Source organism: Aedoeadaptatus coli, assembly GCF_900343085.1.
GTDB lineage: Bacteria > Bacillota > Clostridia > Tissierellales > Peptoniphilaceae > Aedoeadaptatus > Aedoeadaptatus coli.
In genome coordinates this window covers 1-21,162 of sequence record NZ_OPYI01000013.1, presented here as the reverse complement: position 1 = coordinate 21,162, position 21,162 = coordinate 1, and the positions used below count along the sequence as shown (strand labels likewise).

At 51.5% G+C, this 21,162-nt stretch carries 20 protein-coding genes; 12 read left to right on the top strand and 8 right to left on the bottom strand.

Annotated elements, in window-relative coordinates; translation table 11 throughout:
* Entirely contained in the window at nt 1-948 is a 948-nt protein-coding gene (locus DG046_RS07670; protein WP_159082102.1) for a C39 family peptidase, read from the top strand.
* Between the two features lie 66 nt (nt 949-1,014).
* Nucleotides 1,015-2,196 carry a hypothetical protein gene (locus DG046_RS07665; protein ID WP_108831924.1) on the top strand — a complete coding sequence of 394 codons (1,182 nt, stop codon included), beginning with the start codon at nt 1,015-1,017 and terminating at the stop codon, nt 2,194-2,196.
* A gap of 99 nt (nt 2,197-2,295) precedes the next feature.
* On the opposite strand, the gene DG046_RS07660 is transcribed toward DG046_RS07665, so the two are convergent.
* The 7 genes from DG046_RS07660 to DG046_RS07630 form a co-directional block, all read right to left on the bottom strand.
* The gene (locus tag DG046_RS07660; RefSeq protein ID WP_108831923.1) at nt 2,296-3,048 is read right to left on the bottom strand and encodes an ABC transporter ATP-binding protein; all 753 of its coding nucleotides are present in this window, start codon (nt 3,046-3,048) and stop codon (nt 2,296-2,298) included.
* Complete coding sequence (locus DG046_RS07655; RefSeq protein ID WP_234411484.1) at nt 3,029-4,024, bottom strand: ABC transporter substrate-binding protein; 996 nt, start codon at nt 4,022-4,024, stop codon at nt 3,029-3,031. The genes DG046_RS07660 and DG046_RS07655 overlap by 20 nt, the downstream gene beginning before the upstream one ends.
* 9 nt (nt 4,025-4,033) lie before the next feature.
* Nucleotides 4,034-4,798 carry an ABC transporter permease gene (locus DG046_RS07650; protein WP_108831922.1) on the bottom strand — a complete coding sequence of 255 codons (765 nt, stop codon included), beginning with the start codon at nt 4,796-4,798 and terminating at the stop codon, nt 4,034-4,036.
* Nucleotides 4,773-5,069: a thiamine-binding protein gene (locus tag DG046_RS07645; RefSeq protein ID WP_108831921.1), complete on the bottom strand. Its 297-nt coding sequence runs from the start codon at nt 5,067-5,069 to the stop codon at nt 4,773-4,775. The genes DG046_RS07650 and DG046_RS07645 overlap by 26 nt, the downstream gene beginning before the upstream one ends.
* Before the next feature lie 161 nt (nt 5,070-5,230).
* Nucleotides 5,231-6,547 (bottom strand): aspartate kinase, encoded by a 1,317-nt coding sequence (locus tag DG046_RS07640; RefSeq protein ID WP_234411483.1) that lies wholly within the window; start codon nt 6,545-6,547, stop codon nt 5,231-5,233.
* A gap of 124 nt (nt 6,548-6,671) precedes the next feature.
* A complete protein-coding gene (locus DG046_RS07635) occupies nt 6,672-8,426 on the bottom strand; it encodes a zinc ribbon domain-containing protein (protein WP_108831919.1) in 1,755 nt (584 codons plus the stop codon).
* A gap of 135 nt (nt 8,427-8,561) precedes the next feature.
* On the bottom strand, nt 8,562-8,837 hold the full coding sequence (locus DG046_RS07630) for a hypothetical protein (RefSeq protein WP_108831918.1): 276 nt from the start codon (nt 8,835-8,837) through the stop codon (nt 8,562-8,564).
* A gap of 172 nt (nt 8,838-9,009) precedes the next feature.
* On the opposite strand from DG046_RS07630, the gene dnaX reads away from it, so the two are divergent.
* The 6 genes from dnaX to DG046_RS07600 all read left to right on the top strand — a co-directional run bounded on the left by dnaX (nt 9,010) and on the right by DG046_RS07600 (nt 14,043).
* Nucleotides 9,010-10,620 (top strand): DNA polymerase III subunit gamma/tau, encoded by a 1,611-nt coding sequence (gene dnaX, locus DG046_RS07625; RefSeq protein WP_108831917.1) that lies wholly within the window; start codon nt 9,010-9,012, stop codon nt 10,618-10,620.
* Between the two features lie 9 nt (nt 10,621-10,629).
* The gene (locus tag DG046_RS07620; protein ID WP_108831916.1) at nt 10,630-10,968 is read left to right on the top strand and encodes a YbaB/EbfC family nucleoid-associated protein; all 339 of its coding nucleotides are present in this window, start codon (nt 10,630-10,632) and stop codon (nt 10,966-10,968) included.
* A 2-nt stretch (nt 10,969-10,970) separates the two neighbouring features.
* Nucleotides 10,971-11,570 carry a recombination mediator RecR gene (recR, locus tag DG046_RS07615; protein WP_108831915.1) on the top strand — a complete coding sequence of 200 codons (600 nt, stop codon included), beginning with the start codon at nt 10,971-10,973 and terminating at the stop codon, nt 11,568-11,570.
* A 147-nt stretch (nt 11,571-11,717) separates the two neighbouring features.
* Complete coding sequence (locus DG046_RS07610; protein ID WP_108831914.1) at nt 11,718-12,410, top strand: response regulator transcription factor; 693 nt, start codon at nt 11,718-11,720, stop codon at nt 12,408-12,410.
* Nucleotides 12,394-13,470, top strand: a complete 1,077-nt coding sequence (locus DG046_RS07605) for a sensor histidine kinase (protein ID WP_108831913.1) — start codon at nt 12,394-12,396, stop codon at nt 13,468-13,470. The genes DG046_RS07610 and DG046_RS07605 overlap by 17 nt, the downstream gene beginning before the upstream one ends.
* A gap of 102 nt (nt 13,471-13,572) precedes the next feature.
* A complete protein-coding gene (locus tag DG046_RS07600) occupies nt 13,573-14,043 on the top strand; it encodes a hypothetical protein (RefSeq protein WP_108831912.1) in 471 nt (156 codons plus the stop codon).
* 113 nt (nt 14,044-14,156) lie between these two features.
* Here the strand turns inward: DG046_RS07600 and DG046_RS07595 are convergent, their stop codons facing one another.
* Nucleotides 14,157-14,813: a GerMN domain-containing protein gene (locus tag DG046_RS07595; protein WP_108831911.1), complete on the bottom strand. Its 657-nt coding sequence runs from the start codon at nt 14,811-14,813 to the stop codon at nt 14,157-14,159.
* Nucleotides 14,814-15,069: 256 nt separating this feature from the next.
* On the opposite strand from DG046_RS07595, the gene ftsH reads away from it, so the two are divergent.
* The 4 genes from ftsH to DG046_RS07575 all read left to right on the top strand — a co-directional run bounded on the left by ftsH (nt 15,070) and on the right by DG046_RS07575 (nt 21,072).
* Nucleotides 15,070-16,962, top strand: a complete 1,893-nt coding sequence (gene ftsH / locus DG046_RS07590; protein WP_417878416.1) for an ATP-dependent zinc metalloprotease FtsH — start codon at nt 15,070-15,072, stop codon at nt 16,960-16,962.
* Nucleotides 16,963-17,036: 74 nt separating this feature from the next.
* Nucleotides 17,037-18,395, top strand: coding sequence for a 4-alpha-glucanotransferase (locus DG046_RS07585; protein WP_159082101.1), 1,359 nt, complete (start codon nt 17,037-17,039; stop codon nt 18,393-18,395).
* Complete coding sequence (locus DG046_RS07580) at nt 18,395-20,764, top strand: glycogen/starch/alpha-glucan phosphorylase (RefSeq protein WP_108831908.1); 2,370 nt, start codon at nt 18,395-18,397, stop codon at nt 20,762-20,764. The genes DG046_RS07585 and DG046_RS07580 overlap by 1 nt, the downstream gene beginning before the upstream one ends.
* On the top strand, nt 20,761-21,072 hold the full coding sequence (locus DG046_RS07575) for a helix-turn-helix domain-containing protein (RefSeq protein ID WP_108831907.1): 312 nt from the start codon (nt 20,761-20,763) through the stop codon (nt 21,070-21,072). The genes DG046_RS07580 and DG046_RS07575 overlap by 4 nt, the downstream gene beginning before the upstream one ends.
* Nucleotides 21,073-21,162: the final 90 nt, after the last annotated feature.

Below are 21,162 nucleotides of genomic sequence, written 5' to 3'. Positions count from 1 at the left end.
ATGAAACGAATACTGACGATTGGTCTATCTTTAGTGCTCCTGTGTTCAAGCCTCGTGTATGCAGCGGATTCTTCCACGCTACCCGGCGGAAACACCGGTGATCTCACCCTCGAGAACGGGGCCGTTCTGTGGCCCGAAGTTTCCGAAGGGGAAAGAAAAGAGATGGAAGAAAAAGAATATGAACTGATGCAGCAGGTTCGAAAGGGAAATACCGGCGATCTTACCTTAAAAGACGGAGCTGTATTATGGCCGAAGATGCATGAAGGGGAAAGATTAGAAAAAGAAAGAAAAGAAAAAGAGATTGCAAAACAAGTGAAAGATCCCCGTTATCAAGCAGCCTTAAAAGCGAGCGAAAAAGCGGAGGAAGACTATACTATGACCGGCAAAGCTTTATCAACGGATGAAAAGACGTCGATGCCTTTCTCCGAAGGGCGAGGAAACTTTGAGCCCGGCAAGATCTATCAAAATGTCAGAAATGTGCCGGTGAGAAGGCAAGAAACCACGTATTACGGTGGCGTGGCGACGGTAAAGCAATTGGACGATTATTTTAACGGAGAAAGGTACACGCAAAAACAAATCGCCGGCTTTTTAGGCACCACTTTCCAAGGGACTGATTTTTCCCGCGTCAAACAATTTTTGCGGGATTATGTGAAATCCGGCTATGTTTTATCGAGCATCGGCAGCTTCGAAAACTGGCATCGAATCGTCGTGAACTCCATTGATAACAACAGACCCGCCGTCTTGGATATTTCCACTGTCGACATCGACGCATTCGAATACAATACGACGGGCCATATTTTAAATGTAAGCGGTTATCGGTTTGGCTCGGTATCGAACGAAGTTCAGGTGACGGATCCCCATTATAAATTCAGCGGTACAAAAGTCTATCCTGCTCGGGAATTGTATCGGGCAAATCAACAGCAGGAGCGCCGACAAATCATTCATTAAAGAAAGGGGAGAAATCCCCTTTTTTTATCCGGAAGAACGGACTGCGCGATAAGAGAGGAGAAGGCCGTGAAGAAGCTGACTATCGTGTGCATATTGCTTTGCCTGCTTGCCTGCGGGAGACAAAAGGCCGTGCCTCAAGGGAATTCGGCTGCGGAAAAGGGATTGGAATATTTGGCCGGGGAGACGAAGGTGCTTTCCGACAATCTAAAAGAACCGGAGATGATGGAGTTTACCGCACTTTCCGTGGACGATATCAAAGATGGTTTTTCGAAAAAAGAAATATCGAAGGATTGGGTTCTCGGATTCGATCCGAAAGAGGAAATTTTATACGAAGACATCAGCGATCCCACTTTGGAAGCGTTTAAAAACATCAGAATCACCGATTTAAAGACCGGCGAGGCCAAAGATGTGGAGTTGGAGCGCACCTATAAATACATGGATGCCGCCAAAGTCGTGGATGGGACGTTTTATTTCATCGCCTCCAATACGGACGATGCCGTGGATTACGTTGAGATCCGGCCCGACGGAGAAGTGAAGCAGGTGAAGCTTTCGGATTTCAGCAGAATCGCCGCCTTTGCCGAAAAAGAGGGCTTTTACGTCAGCTTGGAAAAAATGCTCGGCGAAAATAAATTGGAAAACGCCATGTATTTTATGAAATACGGCGGAGATAAGGCGGAGGAAATTTTAAATGCGGCCTTTACTTTGGGAAAAGACGAAAAAGTGAAAGAAGGGCATCTGTTTACGAATTTCTGCGGCATGGGAAACACCGTGGGATTTCAGGAACTGGACGATTATTCGGAAAATGTCACCGAAGCCAAGGGCTCCTATTTGCTGGACAGAGAGAAAAACACCCTCTACGAGATCCCCTTTATTACGAGACTTTCAAGGTATTTGGCGGGAGATCCCGAGCTCATCGTCAATTTGAACGCGCCGAATCCCGAGGGAGATCCGGAAAAAGATCGATGCACCCTCTACAAAAAAGAGGGCGACGGGTATACGCCCTATATCCTGCCGGGCTACGCGTATTCGAATTTTCTTCGCGAATCGAGAATTTTAGATGACGGACGCCTCTTTATTTACGGCGACGTCAGCCTCGACTTCGTGGATCTTTCCGAGATGAGGGCAAAGAAGATTTCCCTAAGACAAGAGAATCTGGGCTCTGTCTTTTTCAGTAACGACGGCATCTTGTCTTTCGTGGAAAAAGACGGGGACAAGAACTATTTGTATTGGGGAAGGGTGGAGAAGTAGTTTCGGCCCTTTGAAAACAGAACACATAAGAAAGGCTCTTTCTCATCCTTTCGGTGGGAAAGAGCCTTTTTATGCATTGATTGTGCTTTCAGAAGTTTTCTAAGCCATAATGGCTTCCTGAATGGCTTTTTTTGCGTCCAAATAATCCCGGGACAGTTCGAATTCCTTGCGGTCCCCTTCCGGCACCTCGTAGGTGTAGGCGATGGATTTCTTTTTCGGGGACAGGACGTGAATCACGTCGCTCATGCGCAGGGCTTCGTCGATGTCGTGGGTAATGAGGATGGTGGTAAGGGCGTATTTGTCCTTAATGGCCAGGTACCAATCCTGCATGGACGCCTTTGTAATGGCGTCTAAGCGGGAGAAGGGCTCGTCCAGGAGCACCAGGTCTTTCGAGAAGAGAAAGGTCCTTAAAAAGGCCGCCCGCTGGGCCATACCGCCGCTCAATGCGCCGGGGTAGCTGTATTGAGTGCCTTCCAGGCCGAACTCCTTAAAGTAGCCGTCGGCTGCAGCGCGGGCTTCTTCTTTGCTCTTGCCGGCCAGGCGCAGAGGAAGGGACACATTGTCGATGATCTTTAAGTGGCGAAGAAGCAGATCCTTTTGCAGCATGTAGGCCACATGGCCCGGTTCGCCGGTGACGTCTTCGTCCAGGAGATGCACCGTGCCTGCATCGGGAACGTCCAGCCCCGCCAGAATGTTAAAGAGGGTGGTTTTTCCGCTGCCGCTTTGGCCCAAAAGGGATACGACTTTTCCCCGATTCACGGAAAGATTCACCTCGTCCAGCACGACTTTGTCGCCGAAGCGGCGGCAAATGCCTTCGCCCTTTAAGAGGGGCTTATTGGGGGAGGTAGTCATTGCTGAAACCGAAATCTTTCGGGATTTCCCGATCGATTAATTTGTTTTCCCAGAGCCAGCCGTAGAAGGCGTTCCAGCGATTGCTGTCGATGATGCCGAATTGTTTCGCATCGGCGATGTATTGTTTGGAAAGATAAGCTTGGCTTTCGTCGACCATTTTCTTGTCCAATTCCGGGGAGGCCTTCATTAGAATTTCGGCGGCTTCTTCCGGATGTTCGGCGGCGTATTCGTAGCCTTTGGAAATGGCGGCCAGGGCTTTTTTCGCCGAGTCCGGATCATTTTTCAGGAAATCGTTGTTGGCGATTAAAATGGGGCTGTAATAGTCGAATTCCGGGTGGGATTCAATAAAGGGAATGTAATTGGTTTCCAGGCCATCGACCTTGGTTTTAATGCCGTCCCAACCGTAGTAGACCCACACGGCGTCCACATTGCTGTTTAATGCGGCCACGATGTCGGTGACATTGGAGGGAAGGAGATTGACTTTGGAGAAATCGCCGCCGTCGTCTTCCACCATGGTTTTAATCATGGCAAGTTCGATGGGCATGTTCCAAGTGGCGTAGGTGTGGCCGGTGAGTTTGCCCATGGAGTCGATGCCTTTATCTTTGGCACTTAAAAGGCCGGAGGTGTTGTGTTGGACCATGGCTGCCACAGCGGTTACGGGAAGGGGTTCTTCCTTGGCCCAGGATGCGGCGATGGTGTCTTGGAAGGAGACGCCGAATTCGCCGCCGCTGTTAGCCACCAGGCCTTCCGCGCCGCCTTCCGGCGGTTGCAGGATTTCGAGATCGATGCCGGCTTCATCGAAATAGCCTTTTTCCTTGGCCACGTAAATCCCCGTGTGGTTCGTGTTCGGCGTCCAGTCCAGGACCAGGCGTACTTTTTGTTTGTCTCCGTCGGCATTTTTGCCGCCGGAGGAACAGCCGGCCAGCATAAAGACGGCCAAGAGGGCGGGTAGTAAGCGTTTCATGTAACGTTTCATAAAATACTCCTATCGGTTCAATTGTTTCCAGGGCATGGCCTTTTTCTGGAAGAGATTCACCAGGCCCATGAGGATTAAGCTTAAAAACGAGATCAAAAAGATCACGGCAAACATGCGGTCGTAGCTGTATGCGTTTTTCACCCGGGTCATGTAGACACCGAGGCCTTGGAATCCGCCGAGCCATTCGGCGATGACCGCCCCTACCACGGAGTAGGAGGCGGAGATTTTCAAGGCGGAGAAAAAGCCGTCCAGGGCATTGGGGAGCTTCACATAAGAAAAGATTTCCCGCTTGCCCGCGCCCATGGCGCGCAAGAGGCGCATTTCGTCCACATCTGCCGAGGCGAAGCCTTCGTAGAGATTGACGGCCATGGGAAAGAAGGTGACGATGACGATCAGGACCACCTTCGGCGTCATGCCGTAGCCCATCCAGAGAACCAAGAGGGGCGCGATGGCTACGGTGGGCACCGTCTGCGTCAGGACCAAGAGGGGATAGAGGGCGTCCTTCAAAAAGGCCGACCGGTCCATTAAAAAGGCGCAGAGAAAGCCCGAGACGATGCCGAAGAAGAGCCCGAGGGCCGCTTCGGCCAAGGTGACTTTCGAGTGAGCCGCCAACAGAGGGAGATCCTGCACGAAGGCCTTGATGACCTGTACAGGCGAGGGGAGCAGGTAGGCGGGCAAAAGGCCCGACGTGCTCAAGAGCTGCCACAGGACGAGCAGGGCGACGATGAGGATGCTCCCTCTGAAGAGTTTACTGATATTTGTCGATTTTTTCATCGATGGATAAAATGGATTCTTTTCCGTGATTTAATTTGACATAGCACATGACGGATTCGGCGCCTTCTTCCAGCACCTTGGCCTCGCATTTGCGGAGCAGGTCGATGATTTCGTCCATGGAATTGCCTTCAACCGTGGTTTCAAAGGGAGAGACGACGTAATTTAAACCGCTTTCGTCGATAACTTTGATTACCTCGTCGACGATGCGAACAACTTCTTTGATGCCGCCTTCTACCGTCGGCAATACCTGAATGGCCATACTTGCTTTCATTTCTTTCTCCTTTCAATAAAAAAGCCGATGCACGCGGTGCATCGGCTCGATCCTTTTACAGCATTACCTGTACAAGTTCAATGGGTTGAGTAATTCTCTCTCAGCTGTGAGCACCCCTATACAAATAGAGTATACCCGATTTCGAGAGATTAGAAAAGTTTTTATGAGAAAGTGGCGTTATAAATTGCCTCGATGGATTTGTCCGCCTCTTCGTCCAGGACGCCGACGATAATGTTCATTTCGCTGGCCCCTTGGATGATCACGCGGATATTGACATTGGCCCCGGCCAAGGCGCCGAAAATGTGGGCGCTGGTGCCGACGCGGTTTTTCATGTTGCGACCGACGATGGTGATCAGGGCGATGTTGTGGTCCACGGTAATGCGATCGGCATTGGTAAAGGTTTGAAGCTCGGCGATGAGCTGATCGGTTTTATTTTTCAGATACTTACTGGCGATGACCAGGGAGATGGAGTCGATGGAAGAGGGCATGTGTTCCAGATAAATGTCGTTGGCTTCCAGGACGGAAAGCACTTTTCTGTGGAAAGCCAGATCCCGATTCATGCGGAATTTTTCGATATTGATGACGTCGAAACCCTTTCTGCAGGCGATACCCGTAATGTTTTCACCTTCCATATCGTCGGGCACATTGGCCACGATGTAGGAGCCGTCTTCGTCTTTGGCATTGGTGTTTCGGATCACCACGGGAATATTTTTTTCGATGACCGGGAACATGGCTTCGTCGTGCATGACCTTGGCGCCGCTGTAAGAGAGCTCGCGAAGCTCTTCATAGGTGATTTTTTTGATCTTTCGCGGATGGGGCACGATGGAAGGATCCACGGCGAGAAGGCCGGAGACGTCGGTCCAGTTTTCGTAGAGATCGGCGCCGACGCCTCGGGCCACGATGGCGCCGGAGAGGTCGCTGCCGCCGCGGCTGAAGGTGATGATTTTGCCTGATGGCGTGGAGCCGTAGAAGCCGGGGATCACGGCACAGGCGTGTTCTTCCTTCATTTCTTCCAGAGCGCGGTAGCTGGCTTCTTCGTCCCATTGGCCGTTTTCGTCGAAGCGAATCACCGTAGCGGCGTCGACGAAATCGTAGCCCAAGTAGGCGGCTAAAATTTTTCCGTTTAAGTATTCGCCTCGGGAGAGGACGTAGGATTTACTCACCTTGCCGGAGGTAATGGTGCTCAAAATCGTGTCGAGCTCCGCCTTCAAATCGAATTCGATGCCGATGCCGTCTAAGATTTCGCGGTAGCGGGCTTCGATCATGCTCATGACTTCGTTGGGCGAAAGTTTGTGCACGGCCATGTTGTAGAGAAGAATCAACAGATCCGTCACCTTTTGATCGCCGTTTCGGGCCTTTCCCGGCGCCGAAGGGATGACATAGAGGCGGTTTTCATCGCTTTCGATAATATCCTTAACTTTTTTAAACTGTTCACTATTGGCGAGGGATGAACCGCCGAATTTACATACGATGGGCATAATTTCCTCCTTTAGGTAATCTTATCCTATTGTAAGATTTTTTCTTCATCGAAACAAGTGCTTTTCCGTGAAAAAGCGGTAATAGACGGGAGAAAGAAAAAAGAACCGCCGAAGCGGTTCCGTTTTAGGCGAATGTGGACGTAAGAAAGATGGCGATGATCCAAAAGAGTTTGGAGATCAAGTCGATGCTTACGAAGATAATGCCGTACCAGGCAAGAAAATCGCGGCTGTTTTCTTTCGGCAAGATGGAATGGGCCGAAGAATAGGCCAAAAACATGACCCACACATAGAGCAGAATGCTCAAGAGGAAGTGGGGCGTCACCGCACCCAAAACCGTGCGTCCCATGGCCGTAGAGGCCGGCAGGACGAAAAACACAATGGCCGACGGGATCAAATACAGGATCCAGTGGAAGAGATTGTCCACGGTACGTTCCCGCAAATTATCTTCCACGCAACTGTTGGTGCGGGCCACATTGTTTGCGAAGAAAAAGCGGAACAGATCGATCAGCGCTTTTAACACGGCGAAAATAACGGCTAAAATGCCGATTCTTCCGAAGGCAAAGAAAATCGGTAGGGTACTGATGACGAGGCCGATGCCTAATAGGCCGTAGACCCCTTGCTTGCCCTTTGCCATGACGCGATCCCGCCCACGCAAGAGTCGGTCGTAGGCCTTTAAGACGTAGGTATTGTCGGAAAGCTCGCTGATTTGATGGTGTTGCTTTTCCTCGGCGGGTTTTTCCGCCTTTTTCACGTCGGATTTTTCTTTTTTCAAACCGGCAAAGAAGGAAGTGAAGGGATTTTCTTTTTTCTCGTCGGATGCCGCCGCTTTTTTTGCCGCCTTTTGAGCCTTGGCCGCCGCCTTGGCTTCTTTTTTCGCCTGCTTGCGGGCTTCTTTTTCAGAAATTGCCTCTGATTCGAAAGCTGCCGGCGCGTCTTTCTCGACGGGCGTGGTTACGGATTTTGTATCGGCGAAGGAATCGGCGGCTTGAATCAAGGTATCATCGGCGCTTTCTTTTTCTGCGACGACCTCCTTCGTCTCGATGAGGGCGTCCTTCTTCGGCTCCTTCCCATCGAAGGCATCGGCGGGGGAGATGGTTTCTTTCTCAGGCGCCTTTTCCGTTGCCGACGCGGGGCTTTCTTTTTTCGCCGTGGTGTCTTCGGATTTTTTATTTTTCGAGAAGAAGGAAGAGAGGACGCCTTTCGAGGTCATTTTTTCCTCGTTTTCTCTTTCCTGTGCGTCTAAAATTTCGTTGACCTTTTTGTTTAAAGAGGACACGTCGCCGGTTTGGGCGAAGGTTTCCTGATCCATGCCGTCCATGTCCTGAGACACGCGCAGGCGATCGGCCTCTGAATCGTCCAACATCTTTTGATTCCGCTCCAGGCGATCGGCCATTTCGCCGAAGACGGAGTAGGGATTGTCTTCCTCGTCGATAAAGCTGTTCCAAATGGCGGAAAAGCTCTTCTTTTTCTTTTTTTCCGTAGGCTGAGCGGGCTGAGGCCGCGTATCGGCTTTTTTCGAATCGGCCGCGGCAGAAGGCGCAGCTTCGACATGGGCGTTTGCCGCTTTTTTCTTCGGCTTTTCTTTTTTCGGCTTCGGGCGCGCGCCGGAGAGGGTTTCGTGTTTTTGAATACTCATGCCCACGTGGGTATCCACTTTATTTAAGTAATTTTTTAAGGCTTCGCCGTCTTCCGGATCGGAGGAGTAGGCGACTTTCGTGTCGCCGCCGGAAGCGGGATGATCCAAACCGGCTTTCGGTGCAGGCGAGGCGTCTTTAAAATTTTTCTCGAAGAGTTTTCGCGCTTCTTCCTGATTGGCACCGCAGACGTGACAAAACTTCGCGCCTTTGACCAGTTCTTCGCCACATTGAAAACAATACAATGGATCGTCCTCCTTCTTCATCTGTTTTACCAAATTATAACATAGATTCGGTTGATTACAGAATGAAGTCATAAAAATGAAGTCATAAAAAAAACTCCGGAAAAACCGGAGCTTTTCTTAAAATCGAATCGTCGATTACTTAGCGGCGTTTTCAGCCTTGTCAGCGGAAGCTTCAGCGTTGTTAGCAGCAGCTTGAGCGTTGTCAGCAGCAGCGTTAGCAGCAGCGGCGTTTTCAGCTTTGTTAGCAGCTTCGTTTTGAGCGTTGTTAGCTTCAGCAGCAGCGTTGTTAGCAGCGTTAGCAGCGTTGTTTGCAGCATTTTGAGCTTCGTCAGCTTTGGGTTGGCAAGCAACGAGACCGAACATAAGGGTACCTACTGCCATAGCGCTAGCGATTTTCTTTAAGTTTTTCATTTCGAAATACCTCCTAAAAGATTCATATCATTGATGTAGCCTTAGTATAACCGCCCCATGTGATAGAATCGTGAAGGATTGGTCAAAATTTTCGGATCCAAACTAAGAAAGGACTAAGGGAAAAGATTTCTCGTAGCTCTCTTTTCATGTATACTATTAGCCGGAGGCGATTATGCAAGCACTGTACAGAAGGTATCGGCCCAAGACATTCGACGACGTCGTCGGCCAAGAGATGACCATTACCGCACTGAAAAATCAAATAAAAGAAAACCGCGTTCACCACGCCTATATTTTCTCCGGCACCCGGGGCACAGGCAAGACGTCCGCGGCGAAAATTTTCGCCCGCGCCGTGAACTGCCTTTCCCCTGTGGGGGCCAATCCCTGCAACGAATGCAAGGTCTGCCGCGGGATTTTAGAAGAAAGCCTCTTCGATGTCATGGAAATCGACGCGGCCAGCAACAATTCCGTGGACGACATACGGGAGATTCGCGAGCACGTGGCCTATGCGCCGGCGGTGGCGAAGAAAAAAGTCTACATTATCGACGAGGTCCACATGCTCAGCAAAGGGGCCTTTAACGCCCTTTTGAAAATTTTGGAAGAGCCGCCGGCCCACGCCCTCTTTATTTTGGCCACGACGGAGCCGGAAAAAATTCCCGCCACGATTTTGTCCCGGGCCCAACGCTTTACTTTCTTTCGCTTAAAGGAAGAAGCCATTCAAGGGGAGCTCGCCCGGATTTTGGATTTGGAGAAGAGAAGCTACACCGACGAAGGCCTGGCGGTGATCGCCGCCCACAGCGACGGCAGCATGCGGGACAGCCTCTCCATTTTGGATCAGGTCCTTTCCATGGACGATGGCGTCGTGGACGGGGAGCTTGTGCGCGACGCCTTGGGCCTTACGGAAGAAGAGGGGATTTTTCGCATCGTCGACGGCCTCTTTACGGGAGACGGCGCCCTGATCGTCGATGCATTAAACAGGGCCCACGACCGCGGGAAGAATTTTTCCCTTCTCCTCGACGCCCTCATCGACTACTTCCGCGACCTTTTGTTTTACGGCTACACCCGGGAAGTTCCCAAGGGGCTCAGCGAAAGCGAGGGAGCGGCCTTTGAAGCCCACGCAAAAAATCTGGACGAGGGCTACGGTTTTCAGGTCCTTCAGCTCTTTCAACAGGGGCGGGAGCAGTTTCGTTACGCCAAGGATCCCAAGACCGTGGTGGAAATTCTACTATTAAAAGCCCTTCACTTGAAAGGGGCGGGTTCCCTGCCGGATGACGAAATCGTGCCCTTGGACGCGGCCCCGCGAAAAAAAGTGCCGGTAAAAAAAGCCGAAGCGCCGCGAAAAGAGACGGCAGCGGTTGCATCGTCACCTGAAGAAAAAACAAAAGACGCCGAAACGATTCCGGAGGCATCGGAAGGGCAGCAGACTTTGAGTGAAGCCCGAGACCGTGATATAATCGAAGGCGACAAGACGGCCCTTGCGGAAGACCGGTGGCAAGAGGTGCAGTCGGCGGTTCGCGAGAAAAGCGTGGCCTGCGCGGCCCTGTTGAAAGACGCACAAAGTACGAAGATGGAAGGGAATAGGCTTACTATATTATTTCAGCCGAAGTTTTCTTTCCATTTGCAGATGTTAAAAAAAGAGGCCAATGTAAAGGCCCTGGCCGAAGGTGTGAAGGAAGCGCTCGGGCCGGAGACGACGGTGGCGGTGGAAGCCATCGGCGATGCGGACGACGATGTCCTTCAGTCCATCGAGCGCGTATTTAAAGACGTAACCATTGAAAAAGAATAAGGAGGCACTATGGCGAAGGGATTTCCCAATATGGGCGGAAAAAATATGAACAATATGATGAAACAGGTACAAAAGTTTCAAAAAGACATGGAAAAAATGCAGGCGGACCTGGATAAACAGGAATTTGAAGCCACTTCAGGCGGCGGCGTCGTTTCCGCTGTGGTAAACGGCAAGCAAGAGCTCTTGCGCCTGTCCATCGATCCCGACGTGGTGGATCCCGAAGACGTGGAAACCTTGGAAGACTTAATTCTCGCCGCCATTCGCGAAGCCATGAATAACGCAAGAGAAAAGACGGAAGGGGAAATGTCCCGCTTGACCGGCGGCCTCAATATGCCGGGTCTGTTTTAATCATGGACAAACCCCTGGAGGAGCTGATCTATCGCCTGAGTCGTCTGCCGGGGATCGGCACGAAGACCGCGCGGCGTCTCAGCTACTTTTTGCTCGATGCCCCGCCGGAAGAGGCGGAGCAGTTGGCCAAGGCCATTCAGGAAGCCCGCGAGAAGATAAGAGAGTGCAGCATCTGCCACGACTACACCGATTCCGATCCCTGCAGCATTTGCAAGAGCGAGCACAGGGACCGCACGGTGATCTGCGTGGTGGAGCGGCCTCAGGACGTGCAGGTCATGGAAGCCACGGGCAAGTACAACGGCCTGTACCACGTGCTCCACGGCGTCATCGTGCCGGAGCGGGGCATCGTGCCGCAAAAGCTTCGCATCAGAGAGCTTTTGGAGCGGCTGAAGCACGAGCCGATTAAGGAACTGATTCTCGCCACCAACCCCACGAAAGACGGCGACATGACCGCTCGCTACATTACCCGCACCTTGGCCGATGTGGACATCCACATTACCCGCATCGCCCACGGCATTCCCGTCGGCGGCGATCTGGAGTATTACGACGAGCTCACCGTGGCTACGGCCCTCGCCCATCGCACGGATTACAGAGAAAAGTAAAGAAGCACTGCGAACAAGTCTCCCGTGGGGGCTTGTTTTTTTTGTGTAGAAAAGGTTCAAAGAAATTGTTGCGATGGAAAAGCGGATTCGTGGTATAGTGAAATTAAATTATAGGAAGCAATTTTTAATGAATGACGGAGAAAAACCATGAAAGAGAAAATCCTTATCGTCGATGATGAGAAAGAAATCTGCGAACTGCTTGAGATCTATCTTCAGAACGACGGCTACGCCGTGGAAACGGCATTTGACGGCAAAGAAGCCCTTGAAAAAATAAAAGCGGATCCGCCGGACGCCATGATTTTGGATATTATGCTGGAGGATTTGGACGGTTTCAGTCTGTGCCAAAAGATTCGCGAAAACTATTTTTTTCCTATTCTTATGCTCACGTCGAAAATTGATTTCGGGGATAAAATTCTGGGCCTCACCGTCGGGGCCGACGATTACATGACCAAGCCCTTTAATCCTCTGGAAGTCGTGGCCAGGGTGAAGACGCAACTTCGACGAAGCGGCCGATATAATCAAGGGATCGGCGGGCCGGAGGAAGAGATTTCCATTCGCGGCTTGATCATCAACAAAAGGGAGCACAAATGCACCTTAAATGAAAAGCCCCTTTCCCTAACGCCCATCGAATTTGAAATTATGTGGTATTTATGCGAGCACTTAGGGGAAGTTGTCTCCTCAGAAGCGCTTTTTGAAGCGATTTGGCGAGAAAAATACATGGATAACAATAACACGGTCATGGCGCACATCGGGCGGATTCGGGAAAAGATGCAGGATTCCGGACGCCGGAGTAAGTACATCAAAACGGTTTGGGGCGTAGGCTATGTCATCGAAAAATAGCAACGATTACTTGCTCCGCGGGATTTTTAAACGCTACGTGATTCAAGTTATCGCCATTACCGCCGCGGTGTTTTTCGCCACAGTATTCATCAGCATCTGTTTGCGCCAATGGCTGAATGGCCATGATCCCTTCAATTACTTGTACTACCGGGACCTTTACTTGCTTTACCCGGCTCTTGCCATTTGGGTGCTTTCAATCGTCCTTGCCACCTACCGATTGTTTAAGCAATTGGTTCACTACGTGGACGAATTGCAGGAAGCGACGAATCTTCTTTTCGATAAAGAAGCGGGCGCCATTGAATTGTCGCCGGAACTCGCCGCCATTGCCGAAAAAATCAATGCGCTCAAGGCTGAATCGATTCGAAACGAGACCTTGGCGGCACAGAGGCAAAAGCAGAAAAATGATTTAATCGTGAACTTGGCCCACGATTTGAAGACGCCATTGGCATCCATCGTCGGCTACTTAAATTTATTAAACGGCGATGTGAAATTAAGTGGCGAGGAGCGAGAGAAATATCTTGATGTGGTCTTGAGAAAGAGCGAGGCCCTTTCCGACTTAATCGATGAATTTTTCGAAATGACGAAATTTAATTTGGCCGATATGAAGCTTCATGTGGCAGAATGCAATTTAAGCCTTCTCTTGGAGCAGATTATATTTGAGTTTAAACCGTTATTCGATGAAAAACACATGGCCTGTGAGCCTCACGTGCCGGGGAACGTATCCCTTTGGTGTGACGCCGACAAAATGTCTCGGGTGTTCGGCAATCTTTTGAAAAATGCCTATTTGTATGGGGATGAGGGCAGCACCGTGGTCATCGAAGTGACCCAAGACGAGGAGATTATGACCATGGACTTTATCAACGCCTGTAAGACCATCCCCGAGGAAGCTCTGGAAAATATTTTTGAACCCTTTTACCGCTTGGATCCGTCGCGACATTCCGCCGGCGGCTCAGGCTTGGGGCTTGCTATCTCGCGGGAAATTCTTCGCGCACACGGGGCGGAGATTGCGGCGGAAAGCGCAGACGATAAGGTGCGTTTTCGGATAAGGTTCAAAAAGTAAGAAAAAAGTAGGAAAATCGTATGGGGAAATTAAAAACTAGTATTAGGAGCCATGCTATCCTTTGAGATGTAGAGATGCTTTTACATTGAAAAGGAGATTGATATGAGAAAAAAATTAAGGCGAATTCTGAGCGTGTCCTTTGCCCTTGCCCTGGCTCTTGGCCTTTGTGCCTGTCATTCGGGCAATCCGAAGGGCTTTCATTCCTACGATATTGCAAATAAGGAATTTAAAGAAACCGTAGCCGCCTTGGACTGGCCGGACGATTACACCGTGCCTACGGAATTGGACGGCGAAAAAGAAGCCTCCTACGAAGTGGGCTATGGGGACACGCGGGCGTCCCAATATTGGGAAGAAGCTTGGGAAAAGGAATGGTTGGATAATTACAAGACGGACAAAGCACGGGCCGACAAAGCCATCGAAGAATTGGAAAAGGCACCGACGATGAACTACATGAGTCCCGCCAAGTGTGACGACGCGACACGAAGCTATTTTAAGGAAATGCTGGACAAGGCAAAGGCCGGCGATCCGTCGGCGGTGGAAGAAAATTTAGAGCTCAACGGACCGACGTCTTAAAGCCACGGGGGAGAAATCCCCTTGGCTTTTTTATTTGAATAAACTTTACGCAACAAGAGGGTTTGTCCGCAAAAAAAGAGCCCGGTTTTGCCGGACTCAAGCGTTCTTTTCGATTACAGATTTTTCGTAAAGGGCTCGGAAATATCCACATGGCCCATGAGGCTTTCGGCCTTTTCGCCGTTTACTGTAAACTCCACGGCCTTAATGCCGTCCACGGAAAGCAAACTGTTGACGATGGAGCGTGCCAGCACGTCTTCTTCCAAAGAGCCGCCGCTCAAGTCGCCGGAAAGATCCACGACGGCGGTGGTGCCGTCTAATTTGGATTTGGAGAAATCGAACTTATCCAAGCCCACGGATTCGGCGCCTTCGGCTTTCGGGCTTTGAGCCAATTGTTCCAATACTTTCATAACGATGTCGTCTTTCGATGCGTCGATGGTCACTTGTTCCGTGACTTTTTTATTTTCCTCGTCGCCGTTTACAATGTAGTCGGAGGAAGGGTAGGTCAAGGTGACTTTGTAGCTTTGTTCTTCGCCGTCTTTTTTGTCTTTTTTATCTTTCGCGTCGGCATCTTTTGCCTCGTTGTTTTCCGCCGCGTCGGCCGCGTTTTCTTCGGCTTCTCTGTTTAAATCTTCCGATGTCTTTTGGTTTTCAACCACTTCCACCTGATTATTCGCTTCTTCAGCCTGTGCGGCGTCTTTGGCGCAGCCCGTGGCTACGAGAAGCAGGCCCAGGCAGATTCCCGTTACGGCGGTTAATTTTATTTTTTTCATAATTCCTCCTCTGTCTTAAAAAGTCGTCGTTGTTTGTTATTTTACCACAGGTGGCAATAATTGAAACAAATCCCGGTCCGCGGGGCGGCATTTCTATACGAGACTTAACTATTGGAGCCAAAGGCAAAGATGAGGATAAGTTTTTTGTCTTTCCGATTGAGGGCTTCCTCCCTGTGGTAAGATCTATCCATCGCCTGATTGCATAAGTTATTAATTTATGGATATACATAAAAGATAGAATGAAATGGAGGAGTCGATGAAAAGAGATATAAATAAACCGATGTTTCTATATTACGCCATCGGGATCGTGCTGGTCTTTTTGATCTCGTTTATGCTGATGCCGAAGATGCTCAAGGATCCTGTCAAGATCAAGAGCGTCAGCTACAACGAATTTTTGGCCGACGTGGACCAAAAGAAGGTGAAGGAAGCCCATATTGCGGACAAGCAAATCGCCTTTACCATTAAAGGGGAAAAGGACGTGCGCTACGAAACGGCCCGTTTCCCCGACGAAGGCTTGGTCAATCGCCTTTACGAAAACGGCGTGGAATTCGACCGCAAGTACCCCAGCGAAATGAATCCGATTTTGCAAAGCCTCTTGAGTTTCGCCCTGATGGTGGTGGTCATGGTGGCCGTGGGACAAATTTTCCTGCGCTCCATGACGAAATCCATGGGCGGCAAAGGGGGCGTGGGCCCCATGAGCTTCGGAAAAAGCAACGCGAAGATTTACGATCAGAGCGTGGAGGGAATTACTTTCGCCAATGTGGCAGGTCAGGACGAGGCCAAGGACGATTTGACGGAGATCGTGGACTTTCTCCACAACCCGAGCAAGTACACGGAAATCGGCGCGAAGCTTCCCAAGGGCGCCCTTCTCGTCGGGCCTCCGGGCACCGGGAAGACCCTCTTGGCCAAGGCCGTGGCCGGAGAAGCCAGTGTGCCCTTTTTCTCCATCTCCGGTTCGGAATTTGTTGAAATGTTCGTGGGCCTCGGCGCTGCCAAGGTGCGGGATCTCTTCGAACAGGCCAAGGAAAAAGCGCCCTGCATCGTCTTTATCGACGAAATCGACACCATCGGCAAGAAGCGCGACGGCGCCGGTTTTTCGGGAAACGACGAGCGGGAACAGACGCTGAATCAACTCTTGGCGGAAATGGACGGCTTTGAAGGAAACGGCGGCGTGGTTATTCTCGCGGCCACGAACCGCCCCGAATCTCTGGACCCGGCGCTCTTGCGTCCCGGCCGTTTCGACCGCCGCATTCCCGTGGAGCTTCCGGATCTCGCCGGTCGCGAAGCCATTTTAAAGGTTCACGCGAAGGACGTGAAGACGGAAGAGGCCATCGACTACAATGCCGTTGCCAAGGCCACTGCCGGTGCCAGCGGGGCGGATCTCGCCAACATGGTGAATGAAGCGGCCCTTCGCGCCGTTCGCAGCGGTCGCCGGTTGATGAGCGAAGAAGATTTAATGGAAAGCGTGGAAGTGGTCATCGCCGGCCATCAACGGAAAAACAGCGTCATCAGCCAAAGGGAAAAAGAAATCATCGCCTACCACGAAGTGGGCCACGCCCTGGTCGCCGCCATGCAAAAGGAATCGGCGCCGGTGCACAAGATTACCATTATTCCCAGAACCAGTGGCGCTTTAGGCTACACCATGCAGGTGGATGAGGAAGAAAAATTCCTCATCAGCAAGGAAGAAGCCTTCAATAAAATCGTCACCTTTACCGGCGGCCGCGCGGCGGAAGAGTTGATCTTCAACACCCGCACCACCGGGGCCTCCAACGACATCGAGCAGGCCACGAAGATCGCCCGCTCCATGATCACCCGCTACGGCATGACCGACGAGTTCGGCTTCGTGGCCATGGAAACCTTGACCAATCGCTATTTAGGCGGCGACACCACTTTGGCCGTCTCCGACCGCCGGGCCTTCGACATCGACATGGCCGTGAGCGCCATCATTACCAAGGCCCAGGAAAAGAGCCACGAAATCCTTACGGAAAATGTGGACAGCCTTCACGCCATCGCCCACTACCTTTTGAAGAAAGAAACCATTACCGGCGCGGAATTTATGGAAATTTTAGAAAAAAATCGCGCCGAGAATGAAGCGCAAGCCGCCCCCGAAATGCCGAAAGAGGAAGAAGGGGAAGAAGATCTTCGTTGACAGCGTGGCTTTTTTCTAGGACAATAAACACAATGCATGCCCTGCTTTTGCAGGGCTTTTTTTTGGAGGATGTTATGGATGCGGGAATGCTTTTGCCGATTTTTTCTCTGCCTTCCCCGAGCGGCCGGGGAGATTTTTTACAGGCCGAGACCTATTTGAATTTTTTGCGTGCCGCGGGCTTTTCCTACTGGCAGATCTTGCCCATCAACCCCGTGGATGCTTACATGAGCCCTTACGCATCGCCGGATCTGTCGGCGGGGGATCTTTTGCTTCTTGATGTGGGCGCCCTGGAAAAGGATGGATTTGTTTCTTCCGCGGGAGAAGTGCCCTACGTGAAAAAATTCGCCGCCCTGTGCAGCAATTTGAATCTGAAAAAAACGGAAGACTGCCCCGGCTTTCAGGATTTCATGGAGGAAAAAGGGGAAGAAGCCGAGGCCGCCGGACTTTTCTATTCGGCTATGAGCCGCTACGGGCAATTTCGCGATTGGCCCGCGGAGGTGAAGAAAGATTTCCCCGGCTTTCGAGATCGAAACAAAGGCGAAAGGGGCGTGCGAATCTACTGCGCCCTGGCCTATCTCTTTGAAAAACAGTGGAAAAATATTTTGAACTACGCCGAGGCTTGCGGCATTGAAATCGTCGGGGATCTGCCCTATTATCCGGGTATCGATAGCGTGGAGCGCTGGATCCATCCGGAGCATTTCCTTTTGGATGATGAGCTCGAGCCCACGTACGTTTCCGGCGTGCCCGGCGACGGCTTCAGCGACGAAGGCCAGCTGTGGAATTCGCCGGTCTACGATTGGAAGGCCTTGGCGGCGGAGAATTTCGCTTATTTCAGAAAACGCATCGACAACGCATTGAATCGCTATCATCGCCTGCGGCTGGATCACTTCAGGGGCTATGAAAAAATCTATCACATTCCTCGCGGCGAAAAGCCCGCCGCGGGCCACTGGGAAGCGGTGCCCGGCGAGGCCCTCTTTTCGACCTGGAAAGAGGATAAGCGGTTTTTAATCGAGGACCTGGGCTTTTTAGACGGGGAGTTTTACCGCTTTCGGGACAAATTTCCCTGGTCGGGCATGAGGGTCATGGCCTTGGAAGGGCCGAGTGGCGAAAGTGATCGGCCGCAAATTTACTACACGGGCAATCACGACACGGATCCTGTGCCCCTTTATGTAAAACATATGGACGAGAAGACGAAGCGTCTCTGGGAAGTAGCGACGGGCGCTGAAGTCAGCACAGAGAATCTTTTAAACTACGCCGTTCGTCGGCGGGAAGAGACGGTATTTTTTCAGCACGGCGACTTTTTGAAAAAACCCGGGCGCATCAATCGGCCGGGCACCTGCCGCGGCAATTGGCAGTGGATGCTGCCGCCGGATGCAATGAATGAAGACGCGGCGAGACGAATCGAATTTTGCTTAAAAGAAAGGGCGAAGTAATGGACAGACAGACTTGGATCAATAATTTAATGGCCACCATGTACTTGGAATCATCGAGACCCGTGGACGAGGCGAGCATGGCGGCGAAGGCCCGGGCCTTGGCCACTTGCATACGCATCGCTTTTCACGACCGACGGATTCGCACCCATCGTGCCTACGAAAAGGGAAAAATCGCCTGCTACATGAGTCTGGAATACTTAATCGGCAAGAGCTTAAAGACTCACCTTCAGGCGCTGGGGCCGGCGGAAGAGGCCCTTGTGCGTGAATTGGTGCCGGAACTTTACGGCGTGGAGGTGGAAGAGCTCTTCCGCTTCGAGCCCGATGCGGGTCTCGGAAACGGCGGCCTCGGTCGTTTGGCCGCCTGCTTTATGGACGCCGCCGCCACGAAAGGCGTGCCCCTTCGGGGCTACGGCCTGCGCTACGAAAAGGGCATGTTCGCTCAAAAAATCGAAGACGGCTTCCAGGTGGAAGTGGGGGACGACTGGTTGAAAGACGGGGACATGTGGGGCCGCCGCCACGACGACGAAATGGTGCCCGTGCACTTTAAAGACTTTACATTAAAAGCCATTCCCTACGACTACATCGTGCCGGGCTACGAGACGAACAATGTAAATCGCCTGCGTCTCTGGCGGGCCGAGGCCATGAACGACTTCGACTTCCAAAAATTCAACAAATTCGATTACCTGGGCGCCGTGAGCGAGCGCGCCATTGCGGAAAACATCACCCGCGTCCTCTATCCCAACGACGCGCGACGGGAAGGGCAGCTGCTCCGCTTTATGCAGCAATACTTCTTTGCACAGGCCACCCTTCGGGACCTTTTGCGTCAAGGGGATTTAAAGTCCATGGCACCGGCGGACCGCCTGAATGCTCTGGCCATTCAGCTCAATGACACCCATCCCGTCATCGCCATCCCCGAAGGCATACGGATATTGGTGAACGAGCTGGGCTTTTCCTTCGAAGAAGCCCTTCAAATTGCGGAGCACGTCTTCAATTATACGAACCACACGATTTTACAGGAAGCCATGGAAAAGTGGCCCGTGGCCATTGTGGAAGATGTCTGTCCCGATACTTTGGCCGTGATCTACCGCTTGAACGATCACTACGCCGGCGTCATGCGGGAGCGCGGCCTGGACGAATCGGCGGTGCGCAAAATGGCCATCGTGGACAAGGGCGTTATTTACATGGCCCACTTGGGCATTCACGTGGCCTCGAAGGTAAACGGCGTGGCCGAACTCCACACCCGCATACTAAAAGAGCGGGAGCTGAAGAATTTTTCCGATCTTTACCCCGACAAATTTATGAACGTTACCAACGGCGTCACGCCTCGGCGCTTTTTGATGGCGGCGAATCCCCTCTTGTCCGAAGCCATCGACGATTGGATCGGCACGGGTTGGCGGACGGATTTTTCGGAGCTGGCGAAGTTAAAAGATCTGGTGGATAACGAGGCGGTCATCGACCGTTTCAAGGCCATTAAGCGTCAAAACAAAGTGCGCCTCGCGGAGCGAATCGAGGAAGCCTTCGGCGTACGGATCAATCCCGATTCCATTTACGACATTCAGATCAAGCGGATCCACGAATACAAGCGCCAGCTGATGTACGGCTTTTACATTCACCATTTGTACAAGGAAATCAAGGCTGATCCCGCAAGGGCGCGCACGCCGAGAACCTGCATCTTCGGCGGAAAATCCGCACCGGGCTACCACCGGGCCAAGGGCATTATTAAATACATTACGGAACTGGCCCGCGTCATAAACAACGATCCCGACGTGGGCGATCAGCTGAAAGTGGTCTTTATCGAAAACTACGACGTGAGCTGGGCGGAACTTTTGGTTTCCGCCGCCGATGTCAGCGAGCAGATTTCCACCGTGGGTAAAGAAGCCAGCGGCACGGGAAATATGAAGTTTATGATGAACGGTACCGTGACCTTAGGCACCATGGACGGGGCCAATATCGAAATTTTCGAAGAGGCCGGCGTGGAAAACAACTACGTCTTCGGAAGCTCCGTGGAAGAAATGGAGGCCTCGGGCTACGATCCCGTCGTCCGCTACGGGGAGGATCCCTTGGCGAAAGAAGCCGTGGACAGTTTAACGGACGGACTTCTAGACGACGGGGGCAGCTTTAAATTCCTCGACCTCAGGGATGCGTTGATGGACAACAAGAGCGGGCCCAACGACGAATACTATCTGCTCTACGATTTGAGGGACTACATCGCTACGCAAAATCGCATCGAAGAAGATTTCAGGGACGAAAAAAGCTGGTACAAAAAGAGCTTTTGGAACATGGCCTGCGCCTCGAAATTCACCGCCGACCGCAGCATCATGACCTACGCAAACATGATTTGGAACGTGGAAGAGCAGGTGGTTCGATGAACTTTGCGGAAAAAGTAAAAACCCTTCGCACGGAAAAGGGCTGGATTCAGCAGGAGCTGGCCGACGCCTTGGGCGTGAGTGTGCGCACGGTGAAGAATTATGAATCCGGCGACAGCTACCCGAAAAACCGACTCATTTACAAAAAAATGGCCCGCATCTTCGATGTGGACATGAACGATTTGCTCCACGAAGACGAGGAATTTTCCATGCCTGAAAAAGAAGACGCGGCCTACGACGATTACAAGATCCTGCGCCAGTCTCTAAACGGCATAAAAAAAGGGTTCTATGTCAACCATTGGGGAGTCTAGTGAAAACTAGGCTCCTTTTTGTTTTCCCAAATGCCATCTATCACCGATCTTTTGAACAGACAAAAAGCAGTTTTGTTCGGAAATGATGAA

Bases quoted from the DNA above. Each gene is read 5' to 3' on its own strand.
- DG046_RS07670 (WP_159082102.1), top strand. From the start codon at position 1: ATGAAACGAATACTGACGATTGGTCTATCTTTAGTGCTCCTGTGTTCA.
- DG046_RS07660 (WP_108831923.1), bottom strand. From the start codon at position 3,048: ATGACTACCTCCCCCAATAAGCCCCTCTTAAAGGGCGAAGGCATTTGC.
- DG046_RS07655 (WP_234411484.1), bottom strand. From the start codon at position 4,024: ATGAAACGTTACATGAAACGCTTACTACCCGCCCTCTTGGCCGTCTTT.
- DG046_RS07650 (WP_108831922.1), bottom strand. From the start codon at position 4,798: ATGAAAAAATCGACAAATATCAGTAAACTCTTCAGAGGGAGCATCCTC.
- DG046_RS07645 (WP_108831921.1), bottom strand. From the start codon at position 5,069: ATGAAAGCAAGTATGGCCATTCAGGTATTGCCGACGGTAGAAGGCGGC.
- DG046_RS07640 (WP_234411483.1), bottom strand. From the start codon at position 6,547: ATGCCCATCGTATGTAAATTCGGCGGTTCATCCCTCGCCAATAGTGAA.
- DG046_RS07630 (WP_108831918.1), bottom strand. From the start codon at position 8,837: ATGAAAAACTTAAAGAAAATCGCTAGCGCTATGGCAGTAGGTACCCTT.
- dnaX (WP_108831917.1), top strand. From the start codon at position 9,010: ATGCAAGCACTGTACAGAAGGTATCGGCCCAAGACATTCGACGACGTC.
- DG046_RS07620 (WP_108831916.1), top strand. From the start codon at position 10,630: ATGGCGAAGGGATTTCCCAATATGGGCGGAAAAAATATGAACAATATG.
- recR (WP_108831915.1), top strand. From the start codon at position 10,971: ATGGACAAACCCCTGGAGGAGCTGATCTATCGCCTGAGTCGTCTGCCG.
- DG046_RS07610 (WP_108831914.1), top strand. From the start codon at position 11,718: ATGAAAGAGAAAATCCTTATCGTCGATGATGAGAAAGAAATCTGCGAA.
- DG046_RS07605 (WP_108831913.1), top strand. From the start codon at position 12,394: ATGTCATCGAAAAATAGCAACGATTACTTGCTCCGCGGGATTTTTAAA.
- DG046_RS07600 (WP_108831912.1), top strand. From the start codon at position 13,573: ATGAGAAAAAAATTAAGGCGAATTCTGAGCGTGTCCTTTGCCCTTGCC.
- DG046_RS07595 (WP_108831911.1), bottom strand. From the start codon at position 14,813: ATGAAAAAAATAAAATTAACCGCCGTAACGGGAATCTGCCTGGGCCTG.
- ftsH (WP_417878416.1), top strand. From the start codon at position 15,070: ATGAAAAGAGATATAAATAAACCGATGTTTCTATATTACGCCATCGGG.
- DG046_RS07585 (WP_159082101.1), top strand. From the start codon at position 17,037: ATGGATGCGGGAATGCTTTTGCCGATTTTTTCTCTGCCTTCCCCGAGC.
- DG046_RS07580 (WP_108831908.1), top strand. From the start codon at position 18,395: ATGGACAGACAGACTTGGATCAATAATTTAATGGCCACCATGTACTTG.
- DG046_RS07575 (WP_108831907.1), top strand. From the start codon at position 20,761: ATGAACTTTGCGGAAAAAGTAAAAACCCTTCGCACGGAAAAGGGCTGG.